Source organism: Streptomyces sp. 11x1, assembly GCF_032598905.1.
Classification (GTDB): domain Bacteria; phylum Actinomycetota; class Actinomycetes; order Streptomycetales; family Streptomycetaceae; genus Streptomyces.
The window spans coordinates 7,383,629-7,409,648 of sequence record NZ_CP122458.1 but is presented as its reverse complement, the minus strand read 5'-3'; the positions used below and the strand labels follow the sequence as shown (position 1 = coordinate 7,409,648).

Below are 26,020 nucleotides of genomic sequence, written 5' to 3'. Positions count from 1 at the left end.
CTGGGGTGGAGTCCTTCGTGATACGTTCCTGTCGCCGTGCACTGCTGCGAACTGAGGAGGTGAGACCGATCAACGCTTTGACAGGTCGGGCCTCCCTCCCTCGCATGGCCTAGGGAGTTGCCCGCAGAGGCATCCCGAAAGGCATGAATCGCTATGCGCTTCATCTCTGAGACGTCGTCCGACGGCGTCCGCGAACAGCTCTTCACCCTCGGCGATATTCCTGGCGTGTTGTGGACGCCGGAAGAGGCCGTCGCCCCTCGTCCGCTCGTCTTGATAGGACACGGTGGCGGTCAGCACAAGAAGGCCCCTGACATCCTGGCTCGTGCACGCCGCTTCGTGACCGGCGGCGGTTTCGCGGTCGTGGCGGTCGACGTTCCCGCTCACGGCGACCGGCCGAAGGTCGAGGAGTACGACCGGATCGCGTCTGAGAACCAGGCTCGCGTGGCAGCCGGTGAAGAATTGGCCCCGCTGATCGCCGGCTTCCAGGCGCTCGTGGCCCGCCAGACCGTGCCGGAATGGCGGGCGGTCCTGGACGCGGTTCAGCAACTCGAGCACGTAGGCGCCGGCCCGGTGGGCTACTGGGGAGTCTCGCTGGGATGCGGACTCGGTGTTCCGTTCGTCGCTGCCGAAACGCGGGTCCGCGCGGCGGTACTGGGCCTCGGCGGGGCGCCGGCGTCGGCCGAGGTCGCCGCACGGATCACCGTTCCGGTGGAGTTCTTGATGCAGTGGGACGATGAGCGGGTGCCGCGAGCTCAGAGCTTGGCGCTGTTCGACGCCTTGGCGTCGGCCGAGAAGACATTGCACGCCAGCCCCGGCAAGCACGGGGAACTCCCGGCATCCGAGCTGGAGAGCGGCTTGAAATTCTTCGCCCGACACCTCGGCTGAGTCCACGGCCCGCCACGCGCCGATCGGAACCGGATCCCGATCGGCGCGTCTGCTGCGAAGCATCCGCAGAGGCGCCGGGTCAGTGGTGTGCACCGGCGGCGAGGCCTTGGTGACGCCCGGTCAGGCCGGCAGCACGCGTTTGCGTAGGCGTTCGAATCCTGCCACGGCCGAACAGCATCTCCCGGACCGGCGGGGCAGCCTGCCCTACGGTCGACTCCAGCGGATCCTGCCGGCACGGCGCGCTTCTCGGCCCACACCCGTCCCCGCGACTGAGCATCCGATATGTATGTCGCTGACCCCTACATCACTTTGCTCCGGATATCGTGCATGCGCCGACACGCCCGACCTCCGGTGAGCTCGGCGCGAGGATGGAGGAACCCGTGGTCCGAGCGGACGGTCGCCCTGGTCCTCCGGGCCCGAGGACCTGAATGAGAATCCTCGACTCCGCGGGACGCACCCGTCGAGTGCGGCTGCTGACGCCGCTGGCCCACCGCGACTTCCGGATTCTCTGGATCGGAATGAGTGTCTCGCTGCTGGGCGACGGAGTGCTGCTCGTCACGCTCGCATGGCAGGTCTACACGCTCTCCGGCAGCCCCAGCGCGATGTCCGTCGTCGGCGTGGCCCTGGCCCTCCCGCAGATCGCGCTCGTGCTGGTGGGCGGAGTCGTCAGTGACCGCTGCGACCGTCGCAAGGTGATGATCTCCAGCGATCTGGTCCGTGGTGCGTGCCTGGCGACGCTGGCGGTCCTCGCGCTGACCGGTGGCCTGCGACTGTGGCAGGTGATCTGCGTGGTCGCGGTGTACGGCGCGGCATCCGGGTTCTTCCCGCCGGCGTTCGACGCCACTGTGCCCACTCTCGTTCCCAGGTCGGAGCTGGTGGGCGCCAATGCCCTTGATCAGTTCGTCCGGCCGACAGCCGTGCAGATCGGCGGCACCGCCCTCGGCGGCGGGCTCGTCGCGGGAGTGGGTCCCGGCTGGGCCTTCGGGTTCGACGCCCTCACCTTCGCCTTCTCCGCCGTGTGTCTGGCCTGTCTCCGTCCTCTGCCCCCCGACGTCGACCAGGAGCGGGCCTCGCTGTGGAAGGACCTGCGCGCAGGCCTGAGCTTTGTCCGGGCCAACGCCTGGCTCTGGGCTACCTTCATGTCGGCCACCTTCGCCTACCTGCTCTTCCTCGGCCCGACCGAGGTCCTGTTGCCGTACATGGTCAAACACGTGTTGCACGGGTCGGCGACGGAGCTGGGGCTGGTGCTCACCAGCGGCGGTGTGAGTGCCATCCTCGCTGCGGTGATCGTAGGGCAGGCAGGACTGCCCGGTCGGTTCATCACCTTCATGTACTGGACCTGGAGCTTCGCTACCCTGGGGGTCGCCGGATACGGCCTCGCCACCAGCAGCTGGCAGCTCGCCCTCACCTGCGCCGTGGTCAACGGGCTGGAGACGGCCGGGATCGTCGCCTGGGCCACGGCGAAGCAGCGACTGGTACCCGCCGCGCTGCTGGGCCGCGTGTCCAGCGTCGACTGGTTCGTCTCACTCGCGCTCCTGCCTCTCTCGTACGCCCTTGCGGCTCCCGTCGCCGCGGCCGTCGGAGTGCGCGCCACCTTTGTCGGCGCCGGTGTCATCGGCGCGGTGGTCACCCTGGCCTTCCTCTATCTGCCGGGCGTACGTGCCGTGGAACGTGACCGCGGCCGCGACCAGGAGAGGGACCCCTCATGAACGGAAGGCGCCGGGGCTCGGATGCGGCCTGCCGGCGTCGATCCTAGAATTGTCACCGTGACATCAAGAGGTTACGGCGATGTCCCCTCATGGCCAGGCTGATCGAGGACTACGCCATCATCGGCGACCTGCAGACGGCGGCCCTCGTCGGCCGGGACGGGTCGGTGGACTGGCTGTGTCTTCCCCGTTTCGACTCGCCCGCCTGTTTCGCGGCACTGCTCGGTACGCGGGACAACGGGTACTGGCGGCTCGCCCCCGCAGGGGCGGGAACCTGCAATCGCAGGGCGTACCGGGGAGACACCCTGGTGCTGGACTCCTTCTGGGAAGCCGTCTCGGGTGCCGTGAAGGTCACGGACTTCATGCCGCCGCGCACCGGTTCGCCCTGCCTGGTGCGACGCGTCGAAGGCCTCGCGGGAACGGTCCACATGCGAGGAGAGCTGAGACTGCGTTTCCACCACGGGCGGGTGGTGCCGTGGACGCGCGCCACCGAGACGTACACCATCGCGGTGGCCGGCCCCGACTCCGTATGGCTGGGCGCCGATCAGCAGGTGCGTGTCCACACGGAAGGCGACCGCACGTTCTTCGACTTCCGCGTCTCCGCGGGCGAGCACCTGGCCCTGATGCTCATCTGGTCGCCTTCCCATCTGCCCATGCCCGGCCGGGGTGACCCGCATGCCGCGCTGCGCGGCACCATCGACTTCTGGGAGGACTGGACGGCCAAGTGCCGTTACCGGGGGCCCTGGCGCGAGGCGGTGGTGCGCTCCCTGATCACGCTCAAGGCGCTCACCTACGCGCCCACGGGCGGTATCGTCGCGGCGCCGACGACCTCCCTGCCGGAATGTGTCGGAGGTGAACGCAACTGGGACTACCGGTTCTGCTGGCTCCGCGACTCCACCCTCACCCTGTCCTGTCTGCTGCGCAGCGGGTTCCGGGACGAGGCGGTGGCGTGGCTGGCCTGGCTGCTGCGGAGCATCGCGGGCGATCCGGCGGATCTGCAGGCGCTCTACGGCTTGGCCGGACAACGCCGGCTCCAGGAGTCGGAGGCCGTGTGGCTGCCCGGATACCAGGGCTCACAACCTGTCCGTTTCGGCAACGCGGCCGTGAACCAGCTCCAGTTGGACGTCTACGGCGAAGTGCTGGACACTCTCCATCTCGCGCTGCGCGCGGGCATCCCCATCCAGCACCACATGTGGAGCCTGGTGAACTCGCTGCTGAGCTACCTCGGTGAGCACTGGCGTGAGCCCGACGAGGGCGTGTGGGAGGTACGCGGGCCCAGGCGTCATTTCGTCTATTCGAAGGTGATGGCCTGGGTCGCCGCCGACCGCGCTGTGCGCATGGCGCTCATGCTGAAGAGAGACGGTTCGGTGGGACGCTGGCGGGACATGCGCCGTGCGGTGCACCAAGAGGTGTGCCGGGAGGGTTGGGACGACCGACAGCAAACGTTCGTGCAGTCCTACGGCTCCCGGGCGCTGGACGCCTCGGCCCTGCTGATCCCGAAGCTCGGCTTTCTCCCCGCGCACGACGAGAGGGTGCTGGGGACCGTGGAGGCGATCAGGTCACTGGAGGACCACGGGTTCCTCCGCCGGTACGCCCACATCCGGCAGGGGATGCACGGCGTGGACGGGCTGCACGGGCCCGAGGGGACGTTCGTCGCGTGTTCGCTGTGGTTCGCCGACGCGCTCGCCGCGACCGGTCGTCCCCAGGAGGCGTGCGAGAGGTTCGAGAGGGTCCTCGACATCCGCAACGACGTGGGTCTGCTGTCCGAGCAGTGGGACCCGGAGCGCCGCCGGCAGCTCGGGAACACTCCTCAGGCGTTCAGTCACATCGCCCTGGTCGACAGCGCTTTCAGTCTGGGGAAGTCACTGGACTCTCCGGGTGGCGCGTCGGTGAGCACGCGGTACCGCGCTCCGTGGGAGGTGACTGCCGAGTTCTGACGGCTCGCATCAGGACCATGCCGGTGTCTCCGTAGTCGGGCAGGCTGGGGTCCGCGTCGATGCGGGTGAGCGTGAGCCGCTCGGTGTGGGGGGCGAAGACCCGGTGCACGACCGCCCGGTCCACCGGGCAGCCCGGCCAGCGCGACGTCACCCCTATGCGGTAACTCGGCATGTTCTCCATGAAGGAGGCGACGAGATGACCGCCCGGACGCACGGACATGGCGAAGGAGCGGCAGAACTCGGAGAACTCGTCCGGGTCCTCGGTGACGCTCTCGGCCACGAAGTTCATGGAGGCGAGGCCGTAGGTCCCGCGCGGGACGGATCGCGCGTCGCCGTGCACGATGTGCACCCGGGACAGCGCCTCGCTCAGCGCGGGCGGCAGCGCGGGGTCCAGCCGACGGCACAGCGCGTAGAACGCCTGCCAGCTCTCGTCGGGTCCGTCATCGAGCTGACGGGCCAGATAGGCGACGTTGCCGGCACCCAGCTCGACTGCTTCGATGCGGCGGCTGGCGGCGGCGGCCAGCATCAGTGGGTACAGGTTCGGCCCCGCACCGAATTCGAGGGAACGGTCGATGGACCGCGGGGCGAACTGCCGGTAGAAGCCCGAGTGGTGTCTGATCACGGCGGCATCGCAGGGATGGAGCTCGCGGTAGTTCTCGGCCAGGTACTCCTGGACCGGCCAGGTGTCCCAGTCCACGTCCCGGGTGCGGGTCGGTCGCCGACGCCGGGCGGAGGGTGGGCCGCTCATGCGTGCCCCGCTGTCCCGGGCTGGAATTCGAACCGCTCGGTCAGGGCGGTCAGCGCGTCGTTGAGCCGGCCGATGTCCTCGTCGGTGTTCAGCGCCGTCACCTGGATACGGAACCCGACACGGTGGCGGGGAACAAGGGGATACGCCGCCAGCGTGACATAGATGCCCCTGTCCCAGAGGAAGAGCGCGACCGCGTCGATGTCGGAGGGGTGGGCGAGCGGGAGCTCGATGATGGGCAGCCCGGAGACGTTGGGGGTGGCGAGGCCCAGCCGGTGCACATGGTTCAGGACGAGGGCCGTCTTGCGGTGGAGGTCGGCGCGAATGGCGTCCCCGCGCCGTTCGTTGACCTCGAAACCGGCCAGCACCGTGGCGAGGGAGGCGGTCGGTGAAGGCCCGGAGTAGAGATACGGCGCGGCGGCGACCTTGAGATGTTCCTTGAGCCAGGTGGGCAGGGCGACGAAGGCGAGGAGCGAGGAGTACGCCTTGGAGAAGCCGCCGACGAGAACGATGTCGTCGTAGGTCTCGCCGAGATGGCGCACGATGCCGTTTCCGCGCGATCCGTAGGGGGACGTCTCATCGGGGCCGCGTTCGCCGATGATGCCGAATCCGTGCGCGTCGTCGACGTAGAGTGTCGCGCCGAAGTCCCGGCACAGCCCGGCGATCTCGCCCAGGTCGGGCATGTTTCCCGTCATGCTGTTGACGCCGTCCAGGCACACCAGTCGGGCGGACTTCGGCGGCACGGCCCGCAGCAGGTCCCTGAGCTGGTCGGGTCGGTCGGCACGGAACCGCCGCATGGTCGCGCCCTGTCCACGGGCGGCCAGGCAGCCGTCGTACACCGTGCGGTGTGCCTCCGCCTCGACGAAGACGTGCCCGTCCTCCCCGGCCAGGGCGGGGATCACCGACGCGTGGATCAGGGTGATCGTGGGGAGGACCAGGGTGTCCGGTGCGCCGAGGAGTTCTGTGAGCCTCTCCTCGATCTGCGGGTAGAGCTGCGGGCTGCCGATCATCCGTGACCAGCTGGGGTGGGTGCCCCATTTCCTCACCTGCGGCTCGATCGACGCCATGATCTCCGGGTCGAAGTCGAAGCCCAGGTAGTTGCAGGACGCGAAATCGGTGAGCCAACGGTCACCGCAGCGAATCCGTCGTCCGTCGACCTCGTCCAGGACCGCGTCGCTCATGGGGCTGATCTGGCGGAGGCGTTCGAGGTCTCCCCATCTCGGATCGTGCCGTACGCCTCGTGCTTCCGAGGGCACGCCTTGTGCTTCCGAGGGCACGCCTTGTGCTTCCGAGGGCACGCCTTGTGCTTCCGAGGGCGCTTCGCGCATTCTTTCCTCATTCCCGTTCCCCCTGGGGGCGGCCTGCGGAGACTTCCGGCCGACGGCCCGAGATCCGGGCGGAAGGCCGCTCGGACGCTGCGGCGCCCTTCGGGCCGTCCTGTCGACCAGACCGGCGGTCCGGTGCTGTGTCCGGCCGAGCAGCAGCGCCTCCGCCTGGTCCGCCGTCATCGGGCGGGCGAACAGATAGCCCTGCCCGAAACGGCAGCCCATGGCGGCCAGCAACTCGCTCTGTTCCAGATCCTCGATGCCTTCGGCTGTGACCTGGAGGCCGAGCGTGTCGGCGATGCGGACGATCCCGTCGACGAGTGCCACCTGCTGGGTGTCCACGCCTATGTCGTCGATGAAGGATTTGTCGATCTTGAGTACATCGATCGGGAATTCCCTGAGATAACTCAGTGACGAGAATCCCGTGCCGAAGTCGTCGATCGCAATACTGACGCCGAGGTCTTTCAGAACCCTCATGACGCCCTGCATCTGTTCGTCCCTGCGCATCAGGACGCTTTCGGTCAGTTCCAGCACCACCGAGCCCGGCGCCAGACCACCGCTGTCCAGTGCGCGACCCACCTCGTCCAGGAATCCCGGGTCCCGGAACTGGCGTGCTGAGACATTGACGTTGACGCAGAGCGGGACCGGCCGGGGCACCGCCCGCTGCCACCGGGTGAGGTCCGCCGTGGCACGCTCCAGTACCCAGGCACCGAGCGGCATGATGTGTCCGGTTTCCTCGGCGAGCCTGATGAACTCGTGCGGTGGTACCAGACCCCGCTGCGGATGCGGCCAACGGACCAGCGCCTCGAAGCCGACGACCTGGCCGTCGCGGAGGTCGACGATGGGCTGGTAGCGCAGGGTGAAACTCTCCTCCGAGACCGCGGTGTCCAGGCTGGCCTGGAGTTCGTGACGTTCCAGCATGGCGGCGTGGAGGGCCGGCTGGTATCTGCGCCACTGCCGCTTCCCCGCGGACTTGGCCTCGTAGAGGGCGAGGTCGGCGTGTCCGAGCAGATCCTCCGCGCCCGCGCTGTCGAGTGCGGTGGCTATGCCCACGCTGGCCGACACGCTGACGACGCCGTCGGACAGCCGGAACGACTGGTTGAGACTCTGGATGACCTGGCTGGCCAGCACCTCCGCGTCGAGCGGTTCCTTCGCCCCCTCCATCAGCACCGCGAACTCGTCGCCGCCCAGGCGGGCCGCGGTGTCGCTGCGCCGCAGCGTCGAGGCGAGCCGCTCCCCCACCGCGGCCAGGAGTTCGTCCCCCACCGTGTGGCCCAACGTGTCATTGACGACCTTGAAGTCGTCCAGGTCGATGAAGAGAACGCAGGCGATGGTCGACTCCCGGCGGGCACGCGTCAGTGCCCGCTCTATACGCTCCAGGAGAAGCATGCGGTTGGGCAGGCCGGTCAGCGAGTCGTGGAACGCGTGGCGCGTGAGTTCGCGCTCCAGCTGACGCTGATCGGTCACGTCCCGCAGTGTGAGGACGAGTCCGTGGACTGTCTGCTCCTCACGCAGGTTGCTGCACCGGGCCTCGACGTCGATGCGCCGTCCGTCGAGGCTCAGCACCCTCCAGTCCTCGTGCATGTCCTGGTCACCCGTGGCCCGCATGTCCGCCAGCGCCCGGCATGCCGACTCCCGGTCCTGCGGATCGACCAGCGCGGTGAACGTCGTGCCGAGGAGGCTGTCGTGTCCGAACATGCCGTCGGCCGACGGGCTCGCGTACCGGACGGCGTTGTCGTCGTCCAGGATGAGGATCACGTCCGAGGCGTTGTGCACCAGCGTGCGGAAGTACGCTTCGCCGTTGCGGCGGTTCACCTCCTGGCTCAGTCCCACCCGCTCCATCGCCAGCGCCGCCTGGGAGGCCAGGATCTCGAGCGAACTCCACAGCTCCATCAGTTTGTCCTCGGGGCCTGCCACGAACAGGGCTCCGACGAGAGGATCCCCGGTCACCCGGTCCGGCAGGGCGAGGGGGCACAGCAGAGCGCTGTGCACGTCGTCCAGATCGCCGACCACGCGCCGTTCGAGTGCCCCGAGTGGCACCAGCCGGGTCTCGTGACCGCTGAGCCCGAAGAGCAGGTCGGGTCCGGCGCCGTCGGCTCGGCTGACCCTCCAGTTCAGCGCCTGGGCCTGCGTGCGCACGGCGTACAGCCCCGTGTCCCCCTCCACGGCCAGCAGGACCGTCCGGTGCGGTGCGCCGGGCCCGAACAGCGCGTTCACCGCCTTCTCGACGGAGTCGGCCACCTCGCGCGGCCTGACCGCCGTCAGCAGTGCGGCGGAGGCGACGCGCAGGCCACGTTCCCTGGCCAGGGCCTGGCGGTGGACTCCCACCACGCCCGCGAGCCGCAGAATGACAAGGAGGAACAGGGCGGTGGAGAACACGGCGATGACGCCCGCGTCACTGACCTCGCCGCGCAGGGCCTGATAGAGCAGAACACCGGGCGCGACGAGCGAGGCGACCGCGAGCAACGTGAGTCGGTGCTTGGGCGGGGACTCGGGCGAACCGCGCTGGGGCACCTGCTCGGTCAGGTCACGCATGGACGGATGGAGCGCGGCGAGACCCCACGCGGTGAAGAACACCACCCATCCCAGGTCCATGGGGGTACCGACCTGCCAGGTGCCCTTCAGCTGCAGCAGGCCGTAGAGCACGTCGGACGCGAGGATGCCCAGGGTTCCCAGGGTGAGCAGCAGCACACTGGGCGTGATGGCGACTCCCGAGGCGAGCAGACGGGCGAGCACCATCAGCATCACCACGTCGCCGAGCGGATAGGCGATCGAGATCGCGCGCTGTATCCAGGACATTCCCTCCGCCTGGCTCAGCGGCCCGATCAGGTTGACCCAGAGGAGGACGGCCAGACCGGCGGTGAGAATCAGCGCGTCCAGCAGGCTCGGCAGGTCCCTTCCCGGCCATCGGTAGTGGACGAAACCGATGAGCCCCGCCGCGAACAGAGGATAGGTGGACAGGTAGAAGGCGTCCGCCACCGAGGGGAAGGGGTTGTTCTGGTCGAAGAAGCTGTTGAGGACGTTGTACACGGTGTCGCCCGCGGTGAAGGCGAGGTTCGCGGCGGCGAGCGCCAGCCACGGCCAGCGACGGGCCGGTCGGTTGAGGTGAAGGCCCACCATGATGGCGGCGACACCGGCGAGCCCGATGAGGGCCCAGATGGTCGTACGCCGACTCGGGTAGGTCAGGTACAGAACCGTGAGCGGGACCACGAGTGAGAGATAGCAAGCCGTCAACCGGTGGAACCGCGTCAAGGAAACCGCCTCCTCACGCGGGCGGGGACAGGCAGGCGGGTCTCCTCCGCCCGCCGCGGGCGGAGGAGACCGCAGGCGGCTGGCCAGGGGACTCGCCGAGAGGCACCCGTGGCGCCCTGGCAGTCGCTGCAACCCTGGTTCGAGACTAGGCACGCCAGGCCCGGTGCGCATGCCGGGAGGCCCGTGGCGCATCGTGGTGCCCGCCCGTCGGGGCGCTCATGACGCCGGGCCGTCGGCGCGGCTCGACCCGTCCCTCTCCCTCACGGCGGCTCCGATCGGCATGGTCGTCCCCAGCGCCTCACCGAAGTAGTCCTGGCCGCCCGTATCGGTCCCGAACAGCGAGCGCAGGTCGAGGCCCTTCTCCGCCACGGGGTCGCACCCGGGCACCAACAGTGTGGCGTCGCCCGCCTTCTCGACGACCGGCGTTTTCCCGCCCCGGAAGCAGGGGTCGGCCTCGAAGCCCGTCTTCCGGCCGTCCGTCATCTCCTGACCGGTTGCGGAACGCCACTCGGCGAGGCCGGAGTAGGTCATGCCGGCCCATCGCACGGTCGGGCGGCCGGAGGTGGCGTAGTAGTCGTTCCCCTGCCACAGGACCCGTCCGGCCGGGAAGGCCGCGTCGGTCATGACGAGCAGTGAACCGTCCGTGACCAGGAGATTGTTACGGAAAGTGACGTCACGCGCACCGGCGAGCAGCCGGACCACGGGACCGGGCCGCACCGTGTCCGTCATCACCACGGTGTTGTTGTACACCTGAAGCCTGTTGATCGACCTTCCGTGTACATCGATGCCGCCTGTCTCCGGCCGTTTACGTCCGTCATTGCTGCTGATGTTGAAACGGAACACGTTCCCGTGATGGGCGTCGTTGTCCTTGCTCGTGTACGCGTGGAATCCGGGCCCGTCGTTACCGAATGCCAGGTTGTACTGAAGGGTCGAATCGGAAACGTTCGAGTCGAGGCCGAATCCCCCTCCGTCCACTCCTGACCCGGTGTGGTTGCGGTAACTGCGGTTGTGTTCCATGAGCAGGCCGGTGGAGTCGTAGCTCCAGATGCCGACCGGCCCCTCATGGGCTTCGGCGGAGGCGCGGCTCCCGTTGTCATGAGCGCTCGACCCCTGTATCCGCCCTCCCCTGACACTGCCGAGGATGATGCCGTTCCCGGTGTGCCGGTTGTGGGCCCGAGGGTCACCCGCGTTGTGGTGCGCCCGGACTCCCGAGACCACCACGTCCTCGTGGGCATACCCGGGGGTGCCGTCCGCGAGGGCCTGCGGGGCGTACGTCAGGAGCCCGATGTCCTTGTTGTCCCGTAGCACCGAGTCCTTGATCAGCACGTCTCGGAAACCGGTCAGCCAACTGACACTGCCGATCTCGATGCCGTTGCGGAAACCGGAGACCTCCACGCCGACGATCGACACATGCCGCAGCTTCCTGCCGTCGGGCCGGTCGTTGTAGACATGAACGCCTCCCTGACCTGTGTAGGCGCCGTGCCCGCCGACGATGGCCAGGTCCCGGATCTCCACCCCCGCGGTGTTGTGGACGCTGATGCCCGGCGTGTCGTGCGCGACGATCGTGGCCCGCCCGCCGCCGTAGCTGCCCACGACCACGGGCTCGTCCGCGCGGCCCGCCTCGCCCGCGCTCAGCATGAGCGAACCTTCGAAACGGGCACCTCCTCGCAGCAGCAGCCGGTCACCGGGTTCGAAGTCCCGTCCGTCGGCGCGCTTCAGCGACCGCCACGCACGGTCCGGGGAACGGCCGTCATTGTCGTCGTCGCCGTCCGGACTCACGTAGTAGGAGCGGTCCGGCGTGTAGTGCGGGGTGGCGACACAACCCGCGACGAATACGCCCGTGAGCGCGGCCGGCAGGGCCGCGAGGGCACACAGACGGCGTCCCCGGCGCCGTGCGGAACGGTTTCGCATCCCGATCAGCGCCCCACGGGCTCCCTGGCCGTTCGGCCCTCCGCAGTACCGTCGGCCCGCGACCTGAACCATCCCACGGTGTGCCGCAGCCCCTCCTCGATCGGCACCAGGGGGAACCAGCCGAGCCGGTGCTGCGCCCGGGTGATCACGGGACGCCGCCGAGCGGGGTCGTCCACGGGCAGCGGACAGAACTCCAGCCCCGATGACGACCCGGTCGCCTCCAGCACCAGGTCCGCGAGTTGGCGCACCGTCCGCTCGCTGGGATTGCCCAGGTTGAAGGGCCCGGGGAGATCCGAGTCGAGCATGGCGACCATGCCCCGGACCAGGTCGTCCACGTAGCAGAAACTCCGTGTCTGGCTTCCGTCCCCGTAGATGGTGAGCGGTTCGCCGTCCAGTGCCTGCCGGATGAAGGTGGACACCACACGGCCGTCGTGGGGGCGCATCCTCGGTCCGTACGTGTTGAAGATCCGCAGTATGCCGACGTTCGCGGCCAGACTGCGCCGGTACGCCGTGGACAGCGCTTCGGCGAACCGCTTGGCCTCGTCGTACACGCTGCGCGGCCCCACCGGATTGACGTTCCCCCAGTAGTCCTCCCGCTGGGGGTGGACCAGCGGGTCGCCGTACACCTCGCTGGTCGAGGCGAGGACGAAACGGGCGCGGTGACGGACGGCCAGCCGCAGGGCGTTCTCCGTCCCCCTGCTGCCCACGGCCAGCGTCGCCAGGGGACGGCGGTGGTAGTCGGGGGGCGAGGCGGGGCTGGCGAGGTGCGCCACGGCGTCGACCGGTCCCGGAATGTCGAGCGCGGCGGTGACGTCGGCGCGGATGAGCGTGAACCCTGGGCGTGCGCCCAGATGCGCGGTGTTCTGCGGGTCACCGGTCGAGTAGTCGTCCACGCACAGCACGCGGTCGCCTCTCTCCAACAGGGCCTCGCACAGGTGCGACCCGAGGAAGCCGGCACCGCCTGTGACCACCACATGCATGATTCCTCCTTGGGTTCGCGCCGTCAGGCGGCGTACGCGCCGTTGACCCGGGGACGACCGAGTGCGCTCAGCGTCCAGCCCGCCGACTGCCAGGACGCGGGGTCCAGGGTGTCCCGCGCGTCGAGGATCTTCCGATCGCGCACCACGGGACCCAGCTCGGTGGGGGAGATCTCGCGGTATTCGGGCCACGCCGTCAGATGCAGGACGAGATGCGCGTCCTCGCACGCCTTGGGCACGTCGTGGGTGTACTGCAGTTCGGGGAACCTGCGCCGGGCGTTGTAGATGGCTTCGGGGTCGTGCACCCGGACCTCGGCGCCCTCGCGCCGGATCGCCGACGCGACGGCCAGGGCGGGCGAGTCCCGCACGTCGTCGCTGTCGGGTTTGAAGGCCGCTCCCAGGACGGCGACGCGGCGGTCGGTGAAGGAGCCGCCGACCAGGTTCCGTGCCAGGTCGACGGTGCGCCGCCGCTGCCGGGTGTTGATCTCGTCGACCTGGTGGAGGAAGGCGATCGCGCTGCCGACGCCCAGCTCCTCGGCGCGCGCCGCGAAGGCTCGGATGTCCTTGGGGAAGCAGCTGCCGCCGAACCCGAGGCCGGGCTGCAGGAACCGGTGTCCGATGCGCGAGTCCTGGCCTACGGCCTCCGCCAGTGTCAGCACGTCGGCGCCCGTCGCGTCGCACACCTCGGCCATGGCGTTGATGAACGAGATCTTGGTGGCGAGGAAGGCGTTCGACGCCACCTTGACGAGTTCGGCGGTCGCGGGGTCGGTACTGAAGAAGGGGACACCGCTGACCAGCATGGGCTCGTAGATCTCCCGCAGGGCGGCCTCGGCGCGCTCCGACTCGACGCCCACGACGATCCGTTCGGGACATCTGGTGTCGGCCACGGCGAACCCCTCGCGCAGGAACTCGGGGTTCCAGGCGATCTCGCTGTGCGGTGCGACGTCCCGCAGCCGGGCGGCCAGGCGGGCGGTCGTACCGACGGGCACCGTGGACTTGCCGACGATCAGGCTGCCGGGCCGCAGACGCGGAGCCAGGCCCTCGAAGACGGCGTCGACGTGGCGGACGTCGGCCGCTTCACCACCGGGCACCTGCGGGGTCCCCACACACACGAAGTGCAGACGCGCGAACCGGGCGGCGTCGGCCGTGGAGGTGGAGAACCGCAGCTGTCCCGACCCGACGGTACGGGCGAGGAGTTCGTTCAGGCCCGGTTCGTAGACCGGCGCGTTGCCTTCGGTCAGGGCCGCGATCCGCTCTTCGTCGATGTCCACACCGAGAACCTCGTGGCCGATGTCCGCCATGCACGCGGCGTGGACCACTCCGACGTATCCGGTGCCGATGACTGTCATCCGCATGTCGTCGCTCCTTACTCCTTGATACGAGGCGCGGACGGGTCAGTCCGCGTAGCCGAGGGGATTGAGCTGCCGGAAACGCCACGCGTCCCGGCACATCGCGGCGAGGTCACGGGTCGGGCGCCAGCCCCATTCGTGGGCGACCTCGCCGGGATCGGCGACGAGCTCGCTGACGTCTCCCGGGCGGCGGTCCTCGACGGTGTACGGGATCTCCCTGCCGCAGGTCTCACCGAAGACGGCCAGCAGTTCCAGCACCGAAGTGCCCGCCCCGACACCGAGGTTGAACACCCGCATTCCGGGTGCGTCGTCGAGGTGCTCCAGCGCCACCCGATGCGCCTCGGCGACGTCCATGACATGGATGTAGTCGCGTACCCCCGTGCCGTCCCGGGTGGCGTAGTCGCCGCCGTACACGGTGACGCTCCCGCGCTCCCCGTCGGCGACCTGGGCCAGTCGGGGCATCAGGTTGATGTCGCCGCCGCGGGGGGACTCACCGAGCAGTCCGCTGGGATGTGCGCCCACGGGGTTGAAGTAGCGCAGGGACAGCACGCTGAACTCCGGGCGGAGCCGGCACACGTCGGCGAGTACCTGCTCGCATGCCCACTTGGAAGCGGCGTACGGGTTCGTGGGCCGAGCCGGGTCGTGTTCGCTGAGCGGCACCTTCCCGGTCTCGCCGTAGACGGAGCAGGACGAGGAGAACACCAGCTGGTGAACGCCGTGTTCGTCCATCGCGCGCAGCAGGGAGGTCGTACCGCCGATGTTGGTGTCGTAGTAGTCGATCGGCATCCGCATCGACTCGCCGACGGCCTTCTTCCCCGCGAAGTGCACCACCGCGTCCACGGAGTGGTGGTCCAACACGTCGGACAGCGCGCGTCTGTTGCGCAGATCCAGTCGGTAGACGGCGCTCAGATCACGGTCGGCGACCTTCTGCACACGGGAGAAGACCTGGGGCGAGCTGTTGGAGTAGTCGTCGACCACCACCAGCGCGTAGCCGTGGTCGAGCAGTTCGACACAGGTGTGGCTACCGATGAAGCCGGCTCCACCGGTGATCAGGATGGTTGACGGTGTCGGCACGGGCCTCTCCTTCGGGAACTCGTGCGGATGGTTGACCGCGGGCACGGCTCACCAACCGAGAACGGCGGCGGCGTAGGCCGGGAAGAACGTGATGGCCAGGGCGACAGGAACGACGGAGACGACGCTGACGAGCAGCGGTGTCCTGGCCGTGACGAGGGCGGCGCGGAAGCTGGTGCCCGCCGCACGGGACGTCTCGCGTACGTGCAACAGGGGCACGGCCAGAGCGACCACCCCGTAGCTCGCGGCGGCGAACAGCGTCAGGAAGACATAGCCCACCGCGGGACGCGTCAGCTCGCCGAACAGGGTGACGCCGGCGAGGGCCACCGTCAGGAAGGCGAACGGGAGCACCAGACGGGTCAGCAGGGGTTCGAGGCCGCTGCGTTGCTTGGGGGTGACCTTGAAGACCACCGGCCGCGGGCGTATCCGCTGGCGCACCGCTGCCAGCACGCCCCATACGACGTAGGGCCAGCGGGCGAGGACGAACAGGAACAACTCCCAGCTGACGACCGGGGCGTAGGTGGGGCGCAGCAGTGCGCGCCGCCGCATGAGGAGCATCGTCAGGAGGATCCAGACGGCCAGGAACCAGAAGTGGAGCAGGAAGTCGACGTAGTTGACGTTCATCCAGGGCAGCCCGGTGAGCACGGCGATCGGCGGCAGGCTCACTCCGGCGGAAACGGTCAGGGAGAGCAGCGGGTAGTAGCTCAGCGCGTACGCGAAACGCAGCCGCCGTGGGAACGGCATGCGGCCTATGTGGTGCGGGATGAGGGCGAAGAGCATCACGGTGAGGCTGCGTGACCACTGGTACTCCTGGGTGACCATGTCGGCGAAGGTGATCGGCCCGTCGCCGTGGGCCTCGGCGTCCATCGCGAACGCGCCGTGCCAGCCGGCCGAGTTGAGCAGCAGCGTCGTCGAGAAGTCCTCCGCCAGCTCGGGGCCTATGCCCCCGATGTCGCGCAGCGCGGTGGTACGGACCGCGTAGTGGGAGCCGATGCACATGGGTGCCAGCCCGTCGCAGTGGCCGAGTTGCACGGCTCCGTGCCAGACGGCCTCCCGGTGCAGCCGGCCCCGCGCGGACCAGGACTGTGGCGCGTTGACGTCGCAGACGCTCGGAGCGGCCACGTACCCGATGGCGGGGTCGGCGAACGGCCTCACCATCTCGGCCAGGTAGGTGGGGGCCGGAACGTGGTCGCAGTCGAGCTGGGAGACGACGTCGTAGTCGCGGTAGCCCCAGTGGTCGTAGAAGTAGGCGAGGTTGCCTTCCTTGCAGCGGGTACGCCGGGGCCAGGCGGTCCGGTGGTACGCGGCGACGCCTCGGCGGCTCGACACATGGATGTCATGGCGACGGCACCACTGGAGGATCTCCTCGGTCGGGTCCTCGTCGCACAGCCAGACGTCGTACGGGTGGGGGAAGATCTGCCGCGTCATGGCCTCGACCGTCCTGCGGACCGTGCGCCACTCCTCGGAGGGGGCACGGGTCACCACGAAGGCGACTGCCAGCGCGGGGATCGGCAGCGAGGGGTTCACCCGCTTCAACCGGTTGACCGTGATCATGAAGTACAAGGGGAGTGCCGTCAGGTACAGCAGCAGAACGCTGTTGACGATCAGGCCGGCCCATTCGACCCGGTGCTCCGGCCTCAGCCACCACATCCAGAACCAGACGAAAGCCAGGGCCCAGCTGATCGCCAGTCCGACGACGACTGCCTGGTCTTCGTGGGACAGCACGCGCACGAAGGTGTCGGGGCGTACGGACCGCGAAGGCGAGCGACCGCCGAAGACGGGGCCTTCCGCCGTGATCCGCGCGACCCGTCCGCCGGACAGGCGCCGGACCTGTTCCTCCAGCGGCGGCGTGGGCCCGTCATCGCGGATGCCACTGCCTTCACCGCTGTCGCTGGAGACAGCGAGGCGCCTGTCAGCCATGAGAACGCTCCGTGTTCGGTCGCGTTGCCGGGGGCGGCTCGTGCCGCCCGCTTCCGGTCGGGGTCGGCTTGTGCCGTGCTGGGCCTACGGCCGCGGCTTCGGCCGCGGGGGCCGGGGACTGGCGCAAATCGACGAGTGCGTATCAACCGCTATACGCGTACTTCGTATGTTTACGACGTATATGTACACCTTGCCCCGGGAGGCACGTATGGTCAAGGGGTCAAGACGCTCGTCCCGCCGTTGGAGGCGAGGCATGGCCAGGGAATCGGGGCAGGGCGCCGGCCGACGCGCCGGCGATCGAGGCCGCTACGGGCGACTGAACCGGGAGCGTGTCCTCGCCACCGCTCTGGAAGTGGTCGATCGTGAGGGGCTCGGGGCACTGAGCATGCGTCGGCTGGGCGCCGAGCTGGGCGTCGAGGCCATGGCGCTGTACCGGTACGCGGCGGGCAAGGAAGACCTGCTGGACGGCCTGGTCGAGGCGCTGTACCTGGAGCTGGAGGCGGTGCTGGCCGACGAAGCCGGGGCACCGTCCGCGAACGCCTCACGTCCCTCTGCCGCGTGGCGCGCGGAACTCCACCGCATCGCCCGCGCCACCTATTCGGTCGCCCTGCACCACCCCCACGCCGTGCCGCTGCTGGCGACCCGGATGCTGGCCGTCCCCCTCGCGCGCCGACCGGCGGCCGTGCTGCGGGACCACGAGCGGGTCCTGACCCTGCTGCGACAGGGGGGTCTGGAGGACGCCGCCGCCGCGAAAGCCCACCGGGCGTACACCGCGTGGCTGCTCGGCTACGTCTTCGTCGAACTCCGGGCCATGGTGGACGCTCCCGACGAGTCCGATCCGGCGTTCCGGCTCGGCCTGCACCGGATGCCGCCCCAGGAATTTCCCCGGCTCCGCGCGGCCGCCGCCGACCTTGCCGAGCGACAGGGCGCGGAAGGGCTCGCCACGGGCCTGGACGCCTTGCTCGACCGCTGCGTTCCGGACGGCGACGACTCCCCCACCGCCGAGGCCGGGGGCGACGGCTCCTCCACCGCCGAGACCGGGCCCGGCGACGGTCCGTCGCGGTGAACGCGGCTACCTAGCCGTACCGCGTCGCGGTACGGCCCTCTCGCCGGGACACCCGAAAGGGCCTCAACCGGCTTGCGCCCCCGGGCCAGCCGGGGCCGCCCTCCCCTTGACTCACCGCGCTCGGCAGCAGCGTCAGCGACGGTGCCGAGGCGACGATCACCGTCGTGGTGGACAGCGCCTGGCCACGAGGGGTCGCAGCGGCCGGTTCGGCAACGCGGCGCGCGTTCCCCCGCCAACGAAGCCTCCGCGAGAACGATGGCTCGGGCTGGGATGGTCGAGGAAGGCCGGATCCGTGAGCACATCCGTAAGGGCGGGGTGTGGCGTGACTCCAGCGTCCACGCGATGCTCGATCACGAGTGGGTCACTCGGATGCCGAGCTCTTGATGAAGATCGGCCGCGTCCAGCAGAGAGGGTGCTCGTGAAGACTTCGGGGGCGTCACTGTTGTCCAGGGCCTTGTCCCCGAACGTGTCCGCGAGCGTGAGATTCAGGGAGGGCCTATGGAGCCATCGGAGCTCCGCCGCGCGGCTGAGGTGGGACGGGCGACCGCTTCGGGCCTGGGCCTTCAGGTCGACGAGGTGGTCGTCGTCCACGACTCGGACCGCGTCGCGCTGCGCCTGACTCCTTGCGATGTGCTGGTTCGGATCGCGCCTGTGGGGCATCTGGCCGATTCCGAGTTCGAAGTGGAGGTTGCTCGCCGTCTCACCGAAACCGGGGCTCCGGTGGCGGAGCTTGAGCCACGGGTCGAGCCACGGGTCCACGTGCGTGATGCCTTCGCCATCTCGCTCTGGACCTACTACGAACCGGTGGGACCGGAGATCGCTTCTGCCGACTACGCAGACGCGTTCCTGCGGCATCATGCCGCCCTGCGCCGGATCGCTCTGGACGCACCGCATGTCACCGATCGAGTCGCCGCGGCTCTCAGAGAGGTGAACGACCGGGAGCGTTCCCCCGACCTGCCCGATTCCGGCCGGGAACTCCTCAGCGACACACTCAGTGGGCTGAGCACCGCCATCAGCGTCGAGAAGGCCGGCGAACAGCTACTGCACGGCGAGCCTCATCCGGGCAACCTCCTCAACACGAGGCGAGGCCCGCTTTTCGTGGACCTCGCCACGTGTTGCCGTGGGCCGGTCGAGTTCGACCTCGCCCACGCGCCCGAGGACGTGGCACAGCACTGCCCAGGGGCCGACCACAGCCTGATCAACCGGTGCCGCGCCCTGAACTGGGCGATGTTCTCGGCCTGGCGATGGCGCCGAGACGACCAGATGCCCGACCGGGGCCACTGGAGAGGGGAGGGGCTCAGCCGGCTTCGCGCCGCACTCGATCGCTGCGAACCGGGCTGAACTCAGGACAGCACCCAGAGGCTCCACTGTCCTCTCTCCCCTGTCCTCATTCCTCCTGATCGGCCGCATGAGTCCCCGCCGACCAGGCGTTATCGACGGGACGCCAGCTCCTCGTCGTGGCTCGTCACGCCGTCCCCCACCTCCCCGAGGGGCACGGGAGTGGTCGCCGCCCTCTCCTTCAGGTGCTCCCGGATCGAGTACGTCAGAGCCACCGCCCAGAGGGCGTACACGGCGAGGTAGACCACCGCGCTCACCGCCCCCGGCGCCGCGATCCAGTCGCTCTTCAGCAGCGTGCGGACATTGGTGGCGATGATGACGCCGCCCACCGCCGAACCCAGCACCCTCGGCGGGACCAGGCGGACCAGCCACGCGGCGATGGGGGCGGCGATCAGGCCGCCGAGGAGGAAGGCGGCGACCCACGCCCAGTCCAGGCCCTGGGAGCCGAGGGAGTAGAGGAAGCCCAGACTCGCGGAGACCGCCACGAGGAACTCGCTGGTGTCGATGGAGCCGATGACCTTGCGGGGTTCCATACGGCCGCCGGCCAGCAGCGCCGGTGTGCCCACCGGGCCCCAGCCGCCCCCGCCGGTCGCGTCGAGGAAGCCGGCGACCAGGCCCAGCGGGGACAGGAACCGCTTGCGCAGGGGTTGGCCGAGGCGTTCCTCGGGCAGGCCGCGCAGGGTGAAGCGGGACAGGACGTAGAGGCCGAGCCCGAGGAGGATCAGCGACATCACGGGGCCGGCGACCTCGGTCGACAGCGAGGAGAGGACCGTCGCCCCGAGGAACGCGCCCACCGCGCCCGGTACGCCGATCCTGGCGACGACCTTCCAGTCCACGTTCCCGAACCGCCAGTGCGAGGCACCCGACATCAGGGTCGTGCCGATCTCGGCGAGGTGCACCGTGGCCGAGGCGGCGGCCGGGTTGGTGCCCATGGCGAGCAGCAGCGTCGTCGAGGTCACGCCGTAGGCCATGCCCAGGCTGCCGTCCACGAGCTGCGCGCCCAGACCCGCCAGCGCGAGCAGTACCAGCGTCCGCATTCGTCCTTCGTCCCGTCTTCCGCCGCCGCTGTTTCCTGGTTTTCCCACCGGTTAAGTAGGGATATGCCGAACGGCAACGGTACGAGATCAAGCTGAGGAAAGACTGAGTAGGAGATAACGATCCTGTGCACGGGGACGGAGACAGGGCCTAGGGCCCTAAGGGTTCTCCCAGGCCGCCGGCTCCGCCGCCAGCTCCTTCACCGGCTCGGGCAGCGCGTCGGCCGCGATGTCGGCGACCGTGACGCCCTCCAGGATGCGGCGGACGTTGGCCCGCAGCGCGATCCACAGCGGCAGCAGCGGCTCGGCGGAGCCGGTGTAGGTCAGGCCCGTGGGCCGTTCGCCGCGCACCGACACGATGGGGCCGTCCACCGCCCTGATGACATCGGCGACAGTGATCGAGGCGGCGTCCCTGGCGAGCCGGTAACCGCCGCTGCCACCGCGCCGACTGGTGACCACGCCGCCCCGCCTCAGGTCCCCGAGGATGCCCTCCAGGAACTTGTGCGGAATCTCCTGCACGGTCGCGATGACTTCCGCCTTCACCGGACCGCTGTCCTGCCGTACGGCGACTTCCAGTACCGCGCGTACGGCGTAATCCGCCCGTGCCGAGATCCTCATGGCCAACATTGTCGGCCACACGGACGCCATGACGGTCCCGCACGCTCCCGCGCCCCGCGGAGGGGGCGCGGGACCGGGTACGTTCTCTCAGCCGAGCCGGATCACGTTCCACGACAGCGGTTCGAGGACCGCGCTGAGCACGCCGTCCCGGAGTGACGCCCCCTCACCCGCGTGCGGGGCGACCCGCTCGGGCTCCGCCAGCGTGTTCCGCGCGTCCGGATCCGCGTCGGCCAGCACGCTGTGCTCGACGACCCGGGTCAAGTCCAGCCCGTTCAGGGCGACTTCCACCGGCAGCGCCGCCGTACGGCCCCGGTTGACCGCGAACACGGTCACCGATCCGTCCTCGGCCCGCACCGCCGTCGCGTGCAGCAGATCCGCCTCGCCGTACTTCTTCGTCTCGTACGTCGGCGAGTCCACCCGTACGTCGAGCACCTCGCCCCGCCCGTGCCGGGAGGCCTGGGCGAAGGGGAAGAACGTCGTCTGCCGCCAGGCCGGTCCGCCCGGCTCGGTCATGATCGGGGCAATGACGTTGACGAGTTGGGCGAGGCAGGCGACGGTGACCCGGTCGGCGTGCCGGAGGAGGGCGATGAGGAGGGAGCCGAAGACGACCGCGTCGGTGACGCTGTAGTTGTCCTCCAGCAGGCGGGGGGCCACCGCCCAGTCCCGTGCGCCGGAGTTCTCGATCGCGTGCCACTCCGAGATGTACCAGACGTTCCATTCGTCGAAGGAGAGGTTGATCTTCTTCTTGGACTTGAGCTTCGCACCCACGTGGTCGGCGGTGGCGACCACGTTCTCGATGAAGGACTCCATGTCGACCGCGGAGGCCAGGAAGGAGTCGATGTCTCCGTTCTCGGGCTGGTAGTAGGCGTGCAGGGAGATGTGGTCGACGAGGTCGTACGTCTCCGTCAGGACCGTCGCCTCCCACTCGGCGAACGTCGGCATGGACTGGCTGGAGGAGCCGCAGGCGACGAGTTCGACGTTCGGGTCGATCTGGCGCATCGCGCGGGCCGTCTCGGCGGCGATACGGCCGTACTCCGTCGCCGTCTTGTGGCCGGTCTGCCAGGGGCCGTCCATCTCGTTGCCGAGGCACCACAGCTTGATGCCGAAGGGGTCCTTGTCGCCGTGGGCGGCGCGGAGGTCGGAGAGGGCGGTGCCGGCGGGGTGGTTGGCGTACTCCTGGAGTTCGAGGGCCTCGGCGACACCGCGGGTGCCGAGGTTGAGGGCCATCATCGGCTCCGCCTGGGGCCCGACCTTCTTCAGGAAGGCGATGTACTCGGAGAGGCCGAAACGGTTGGTCTCGGTGGAGCGCCAGGCGAGGTCGAGGCGGGTGGGGCGGTCCTCGGCGGGGCCGACGGAGTCCTCCCACTTGTAGCCGGAGACGAAGTTGCCGCCGGGGTAGCGGATCGTGGTGACGCCGAGTTCGCGGACCAGGTCCAGGACGTCGGTGCGCAGGCCCGCCTCGTCGGCGGTGGGGTGGTCCGGTTCGAAGATGCCGGTGTAGACGCAGCGGCCGAGGTGTTCGACGAAGGAGCCGAAGAGGCGGGGGTTGACCTCGCCGACCTTGAAAGCGGGGTCGAGGGTGAAGCGGGCGGTGCGGGTCATCGAGGGCGGCCCCTTCGGCGTTCGGTATTACGGATGGTGATCGTTGAGCCGAACGGGACGCTATGGTCGAAGGAGGGGCAAGTCAATGGGGCGTGGCGGCTGCGCCGGGCCGGGCGGGGTGGCGGCGCCAGGGGCTTCACGGTCTGTCCGCCGGGTGGGCCCCGCGGCTCACCGTCTGCCGGGTGCGAGCGGGTGCGAGCGGCGCCTCACCGACTGCCGGGGACGCCCGTCGGGCGGGTGAGGGTGGTTCGTGGTTGCCCGCGCAGTTCCCCGCGCCCCTGACGGGGCGTCCCTGCGGACAGTCCAACCATCGTTTCGTCGAAATTCAACGATCGTTGGAAGTTCATGGTGCCGACGGTCGGGGCCACGTAGGGTCGGCGCGTGCCTTCGCTGCCCGATGCCCTTGCCGAGACCCTGACCCGACTCGACGTCCGCATCGCGGAGACCGGTGCCGACCGGGGCCGGCTGCTCGACGCGGCGGCCCTGGCGGAGCGTACGGCCCTCGGCGAGGACGAGGTGCGGGTCCTGCTCGACGGGGGCGCGCGGGAGGCGGACCGGGTCGACGACCGGGTGCGTCGGCGGGTGCGGGCGGTGCACGAGGCGTACGTCGCGCGGAGCGGGAAGCGGGCCGGGGAGGTCGGCAGAGAGGTCGCGGAGCGGCTCTCGATCAGTCCCGAGTGGGCCCGCCAGCTGCTGCTCGGCAGAAAGATGCCGAACGTGCCCGATCTGACCGAACTCGCGGAGTTCTTCGGTATCGAGGAGGGCGTCCGATTCTTCACCGACCCGGCGGCGACCGTGCTGAACCGGGAACTCGGCCGTGTCCTGGCGGGACTTGAGGAGGACGGGGACGGGGACAGGGCCGACGACGGGCCGTTGGTCGATTTCGCCACCCGGCACGGGGTCGTCACGCTCGCGCTGCGCGGACAACGGCTCACCCGTCGCCAGCAGGAGGCACTCGCCGTCATGCTCGAAGGGCTGCTCGGCATCGACGACGAGGAGGCCCGGCGATGAGCCGTGGCGAGCGCACCGGGGCCGGTGGGCTGCGCGGAGTCCTCGGCAGGGTGCGGGGTGCGCTGGTGCCGTCGCGGTCCACCGCCGAGATGCGGAAGCTGACGGCCGGACTCAGCAAGGCGGTGCGGGGCAGGCTCGACACACCCGTCGGCGTACGGGAGTTGGGCGCGGCGCTGTGTGCGGAGATGAGCGCGCGGCGCGGCGGGCGGCCGGTGCAACTGCGGTTCGAGCGGTTCCCGGACGGGATCGGGGTGACCGGACTGTGGATGGAGTTCCCCGACTTCGACCTGGTGATCGTCGAGGAACGGGCCGAGGCCGTGCAGCAACTGGTCATCCTGGGGCATGAGTTGTGGCACATGCACGCTGGCCACTGCCATCACCATCTGCCTGGTACGGACGCCACGGCACTCGCGTCGGCGGAGCCGGGCAGGCCGGGCGGGACGGGTGGACCGGGCAGGCCGGGTGGACCGGGCGGGACGGGCGAACACACGTCCGCCTTGCCTCCGCTCTCCCCCGAGTTGTCGGCCGCCCTCGGGCAGGGCGGCACTCCCATCGCGGCCCGCAACGGCTCGCACGAGTCGGACGAGCAGGAGGCCGAGGACTTCGGCCACCGCCTGGCGACCGCCTTCCGTTCCTGGGTGGACACCGGGCCGAGCGGATCGGCCGGGGCCGACGACCCCGTCGGGCGGGCCATCCAGGCGTCCCTCGGCTATCGCCGGCACGGGAGATGAGGGGGACGGCCGTGCCCGCGACGACGACCGGGGCCCTCCACTCCACCGGCCCCGCCGACTTCTTCGGCGAGCTGTACATCTCGTTCTGGATCCCCACGGCCGTCCTGACCGCCGCCCTGGTGATCAAACTGCCCAGCATCGTCAAGCTCTGGCGGGACTCGCTGCTGCGCGCGGTCGGCGGACTGCTACTGCTCGCCTGCTGCGTGTTCGTGTTCGCGGTGCCCTCGGTCATCGCCTGGACCAACCGGGTCGTGGGCGTGCCGAACGTCGCCGCGCCCTGGGTGTACTCCCTGATCACCGCGTTCTGCGCATGCTGCCTGCTGATGATCGTCGCCTGGCGCAACGGCCCCGCCGACCGTTCCCCGGCGACCCGTCGGCTCATGCGGTGGGTGGTCGCCGTCTACGCGGCGGTGATCGTCGTCCTGTGGGCGCTGTTCGCGCTGGCGGACGTCCCCCGCGAGCGGCTGCGCGACCTGGACACGTACTACGCCACCACGCCCTTCATGCGCGAGGAGATCCTGCTCTATCTCGTCGCGCACACGGCGGCCTGTCTGATCACCTACCGGCTGATCCGGAACTGGGTCCGCGCGGAGAGCCTGGACGTGTGGCTGCGCGGCGGTCTGCAGGCGCTCGCCCTGGGCTGCGCGCTCAACCTGGTCTTCGACGCCGCGAAGCTCACGGCGGTGGTCGCCCGCTGGACAGGGCACGACCTGGACTGGCTGAGCACGGACGTGGCGCCGCCGGCCGCCGCACTGGCGGCCATCTGCATAGCGGTGGGCTTCATCCTGCCGCACAGCGGTCAGTATCTGCAGGACCGCTGGCGGGTGCGCACGAGCCATCGGCGGCTGCGGCCGCTGTATCTGCTGACCCGGACCGTCGACGACTCCCGCGTCCCCTTCGCGCTGCGCGCCACACCGGAGTTGCGGCTCACCCGCCGGGAGACGTTCATCCGGGACGCCCTGCTCCGGCTCACCCGTCACCTCGACGAGGATCTGCGGCGCCGCGCGTACGGCGCCGCGCTGGACCTCGGGCACGAAGCCGGCCGGGCGAAGGCCCTCGCCGCCGCCGTGGCGATCCAGGACGCGGTGGCGACGCGGCGGAGGTCGCCGGAGAACGGCGTGACGGCCACGCTCGTCGCGGGCCCTCTGGTCTTCCCCGGCCTCGGCACAGGCACAGGTGCGGGTTCGGGTTCGGCCGGGGGTTCAGGCGAGGGCTCGGGGGCGGGTTTGGGTTCGGGTTTGGGTTCGGGTGATCCGGCGGGGGCGCCCGGGCGGGCGGTCTTCCCCGAGTTCACGGTCTCCTCCGATCCCACCGATCTGCTCAAGGACATCGAGGCCGTGTCGCTGGCACTGCGCGAGCAGGCCGAGATCGAGGCGGTACGGGCACGCGCCGCCGCCTCCCCGGCGAAGAGCGGCGCACCCGCGCGGGAGTGAGTGCCGGACCCTCCCCCGGCATCATGTCCGGTACCTCCGGATCATGTCCGGTACCTCCGGCCGGCCGTCGAACAGTGGCGGACGATGCCGTTCGCCGGAGGCATGTCCC

At 69.8% G+C, this 26,020-nt stretch carries 18 protein-coding genes and 1 pseudogene; 9 read left to right on the top strand and 10 right to left on the bottom strand.

The genetic code is table 11. The features are described 5' to 3' along the window. Positions 1 to 153 precede the first annotated feature (153 nt). From P8T65_RS32535 to P8T65_RS32525, 3 genes are all read left to right on the top strand, one after another. Positions 154 to 885, top strand: coding sequence for an alpha/beta hydrolase (locus P8T65_RS32535; protein ID WP_316728761.1), 732 nt, complete (start codon positions 154 to 156; stop codon positions 883 to 885). A gap of 428 nt (positions 886 to 1,313) precedes the next feature. Then, positions 1,314 to 2,594: an MFS transporter gene (locus tag P8T65_RS32530; protein ID WP_316728760.1), complete on the top strand. Its 1,281-nt coding sequence runs from the start codon at positions 1,314 to 1,316 to the stop codon at positions 2,592 to 2,594. 89 nt (positions 2,595 to 2,683) lie between these two features. Continuing rightward, positions 2,684 to 4,528 carry a glycoside hydrolase family 15 protein gene (locus P8T65_RS32525; protein ID WP_316728759.1) on the top strand — a complete coding sequence of 615 codons (1,845 nt, stop codon included), beginning with the start codon at positions 2,684 to 2,686 and terminating at the stop codon, positions 4,526 to 4,528. Here the strand turns inward: P8T65_RS32525 and P8T65_RS32520 are convergent. The 7 genes from P8T65_RS32520 to P8T65_RS32490 form a co-directional block, all read right to left on the bottom strand. Beyond that, positions 4,440 to 5,276, bottom strand: coding sequence for a class I SAM-dependent methyltransferase (locus tag P8T65_RS32520; RefSeq protein ID WP_316728758.1), 837 nt, complete (start codon positions 5,274 to 5,276; stop codon positions 4,440 to 4,442). The genes P8T65_RS32525 and P8T65_RS32520 overlap by 89 nt on opposite strands. After that, complete coding sequence (locus P8T65_RS32515; RefSeq protein WP_316728757.1) at positions 5,273 to 9,850, bottom strand: aminotransferase class I/II-fold pyridoxal phosphate-dependent enzyme; 4,578 nt, start codon at positions 9,848 to 9,850, stop codon at positions 5,273 to 5,275. Before P8T65_RS32515 ends, P8T65_RS32520 begins: the two co-directional genes overlap by 4 nt. Before the next feature lie 216 nt (positions 9,851 to 10,066). Further along, positions 10,067 to 11,761: a right-handed parallel beta-helix repeat-containing protein gene (locus P8T65_RS32510; RefSeq protein ID WP_316728756.1), complete on the bottom strand. Its 1,695-nt coding sequence runs from the start codon at positions 11,759 to 11,761 to the stop codon at positions 10,067 to 10,069. A gap of 5 nt (positions 11,762 to 11,766) precedes the next feature. After that, positions 11,767 to 12,741, bottom strand: a complete 975-nt coding sequence (locus P8T65_RS32505; RefSeq protein WP_316728755.1) for a UDP-glucuronic acid decarboxylase family protein — start codon at positions 12,739 to 12,741, stop codon at positions 11,767 to 11,769. Between the two features lie 23 nt (positions 12,742 to 12,764). After that, on the bottom strand, positions 12,765 to 14,093 hold the full coding sequence (locus tag P8T65_RS32500; RefSeq protein WP_316728754.1) for a UDP-glucose/GDP-mannose dehydrogenase family protein: 1,329 nt from the start codon (positions 14,091 to 14,093) through the stop codon (positions 12,765 to 12,767). A 39-nt stretch (positions 14,094 to 14,132) separates the two neighbouring features. Continuing rightward, positions 14,133 to 15,161, bottom strand: a complete 1,029-nt coding sequence (gene galE / locus P8T65_RS32495) for a UDP-glucose 4-epimerase GalE (RefSeq protein ID WP_316728753.1) — start codon at positions 15,159 to 15,161, stop codon at positions 14,133 to 14,135. A gap of 48 nt (positions 15,162 to 15,209) precedes the next feature. Then, on the bottom strand, positions 15,210 to 17,078 hold the full coding sequence (locus P8T65_RS32490; protein ID WP_316728752.1) for a glycosyltransferase family 2 protein: 1,869 nt from the start codon (positions 17,076 to 17,078) through the stop codon (positions 15,210 to 15,212). Between the two features lie 253 nt (positions 17,079 to 17,331). On the opposite strand from P8T65_RS32490, the gene P8T65_RS32485 reads away from it, so the two are divergent. The 3 genes and pseudogenes from P8T65_RS32485 to P8T65_RS32475 all read left to right on the top strand — a co-directional run bounded on the left by P8T65_RS32485 (position 17,332) and on the right by P8T65_RS32475 (position 19,485). After that, a complete protein-coding gene (locus tag P8T65_RS32485) occupies positions 17,332 to 18,144 on the top strand; it encodes a TetR/AcrR family transcriptional regulator (protein WP_316728751.1) in 813 nt (270 codons plus the stop codon). Between the two features lie 216 nt (positions 18,145 to 18,360). After that, positions 18,361 to 18,528: pseudogene (locus P8T65_RS32480) on the top strand (GNAT family N-acetyltransferase); the annotation flags it as partial. A gap of 114 nt (positions 18,529 to 18,642) precedes the next feature. Continuing rightward, on the top strand, positions 18,643 to 19,485 hold the full coding sequence (locus P8T65_RS32475) for a phosphotransferase (RefSeq protein WP_316728750.1): 843 nt from the start codon (positions 18,643 to 18,645) through the stop codon (positions 19,483 to 19,485). An 89-nt stretch (positions 19,486 to 19,574) separates the two neighbouring features. On the opposite strand, the gene P8T65_RS32470 is transcribed toward P8T65_RS32475, so the two are convergent. From P8T65_RS32470 to P8T65_RS32460, 3 genes are all read right to left on the bottom strand, one after another. Beyond that, complete coding sequence (locus P8T65_RS32470; RefSeq protein WP_316728749.1) at positions 19,575 to 20,519, bottom strand: sulfite exporter TauE/SafE family protein; 945 nt, start codon at positions 20,517 to 20,519, stop codon at positions 19,575 to 19,577. A gap of 156 nt (positions 20,520 to 20,675) precedes the next feature. Then, the gene (locus P8T65_RS32465; protein ID WP_220649112.1) at positions 20,676 to 21,134 is read right to left on the bottom strand and encodes an Rrf2 family transcriptional regulator; all 459 of its coding nucleotides are present in this window, start codon (positions 21,132 to 21,134) and stop codon (positions 20,676 to 20,678) included. A gap of 87 nt (positions 21,135 to 21,221) precedes the next feature. Further along, positions 21,222 to 22,736, bottom strand: a complete 1,515-nt coding sequence (locus tag P8T65_RS32460) for an alpha-N-arabinofuranosidase (protein ID WP_316728748.1) — start codon at positions 22,734 to 22,736, stop codon at positions 21,222 to 21,224. A gap of 381 nt (positions 22,737 to 23,117) precedes the next feature. Here P8T65_RS32460 and P8T65_RS32455 point away from each other — a divergent pair, with 381 nt between their 5' ends. The 3 genes from P8T65_RS32455 to P8T65_RS32445 are packed head-to-tail and all read left to right on the top strand — an operon-like array spanning position 23,118 to position 25,911. After that, positions 23,118 to 23,747: a transcriptional regulator gene (locus P8T65_RS32455; protein WP_316728747.1), complete on the top strand. Its 630-nt coding sequence runs from the start codon at positions 23,118 to 23,120 to the stop codon at positions 23,745 to 23,747. Continuing rightward, positions 23,744 to 24,478: a toxin-antitoxin system, toxin component gene (locus P8T65_RS32450; protein WP_316728746.1), complete on the top strand. Its 735-nt coding sequence runs from the start codon at positions 23,744 to 23,746 to the stop codon at positions 24,476 to 24,478. Before P8T65_RS32455 ends, P8T65_RS32450 begins: the two co-directional genes overlap by 4 nt. Continuing rightward, positions 24,475 to 25,911 carry an MAB_1171c family putative transporter gene (locus P8T65_RS32445; protein WP_316728745.1) on the top strand — a complete coding sequence of 479 codons (1,437 nt, stop codon included), beginning with the start codon at positions 24,475 to 24,477 and terminating at the stop codon, positions 25,909 to 25,911. The genes P8T65_RS32450 and P8T65_RS32445 overlap by 4 nt, the downstream gene beginning before the upstream one ends. Positions 25,912 to 26,020: the final 109 nt, after the last annotated feature.

Excerpts from the sequence above, each read along its gene's own strand:
- P8T65_RS32535 (WP_316728761.1), top strand. The coding sequence starts at position 154 with ATGCGCTTCATCTCTGAGACGTCGTCCGACGGCGTCCGCGAACAGCTC.
- P8T65_RS32530 (WP_316728760.1), top strand. The coding sequence starts at position 1,314 with ATGAGAATCCTCGACTCCGCGGGACGCACCCGTCGAGTGCGGCTGCTG.
- P8T65_RS32525 (WP_316728759.1), top strand. The coding sequence starts at position 2,684 with ATGGCCAGGCTGATCGAGGACTACGCCATCATCGGCGACCTGCAGACG.
- P8T65_RS32520 (WP_316728758.1), bottom strand. The coding sequence starts at position 5,276 with ATGAGCGGCCCACCCTCCGCCCGGCGTCGGCGACCGACCCGCACCCGG.
- P8T65_RS32510 (WP_316728756.1), bottom strand. The coding sequence starts at position 11,761 with ATGCGAAACCGTTCCGCACGGCGCCGGGGACGCCGTCTGTGTGCCCTC.
- P8T65_RS32505 (WP_316728755.1), bottom strand. The coding sequence starts at position 12,741 with ATGCATGTGGTGGTCACAGGCGGTGCCGGCTTCCTCGGGTCGCACCTG.
- P8T65_RS32500 (WP_316728754.1), bottom strand. The coding sequence starts at position 14,093 with ATGCGGATGACAGTCATCGGCACCGGATACGTCGGAGTGGTCCACGCC.
- P8T65_RS32490 (WP_316728752.1), bottom strand. The coding sequence starts at position 17,078 with ATGGCTGACAGGCGCCTCGCTGTCTCCAGCGACAGCGGTGAAGGCAGT.
- P8T65_RS32485 (WP_316728751.1), top strand. The coding sequence starts at position 17,332 with ATGGCCAGGGAATCGGGGCAGGGCGCCGGCCGACGCGCCGGCGATCGA.
- P8T65_RS32475 (WP_316728750.1), top strand. The coding sequence starts at position 18,643 with ATGGAGCCATCGGAGCTCCGCCGCGCGGCTGAGGTGGGACGGGCGACC.
- P8T65_RS32470 (WP_316728749.1), bottom strand. The coding sequence starts at position 20,519 with ATGCGGACGCTGGTACTGCTCGCGCTGGCGGGTCTGGGCGCGCAGCTC.
- P8T65_RS32465 (WP_220649112.1), bottom strand. The coding sequence starts at position 21,134 with ATGAGGATCTCGGCACGGGCGGATTACGCCGTACGCGCGGTACTGGAA.
- P8T65_RS32460 (WP_316728748.1), bottom strand. The coding sequence starts at position 22,736 with ATGACCCGCACCGCCCGCTTCACCCTCGACCCCGCTTTCAAGGTCGGC.
- P8T65_RS32450 (WP_316728746.1), top strand. The coding sequence starts at position 23,744 with ATGAGCCGTGGCGAGCGCACCGGGGCCGGTGGGCTGCGCGGAGTCCTC.
- P8T65_RS32445 (WP_316728745.1), top strand. The coding sequence starts at position 24,475 with ATGAGGGGGACGGCCGTGCCCGCGACGACGACCGGGGCCCTCCACTCC.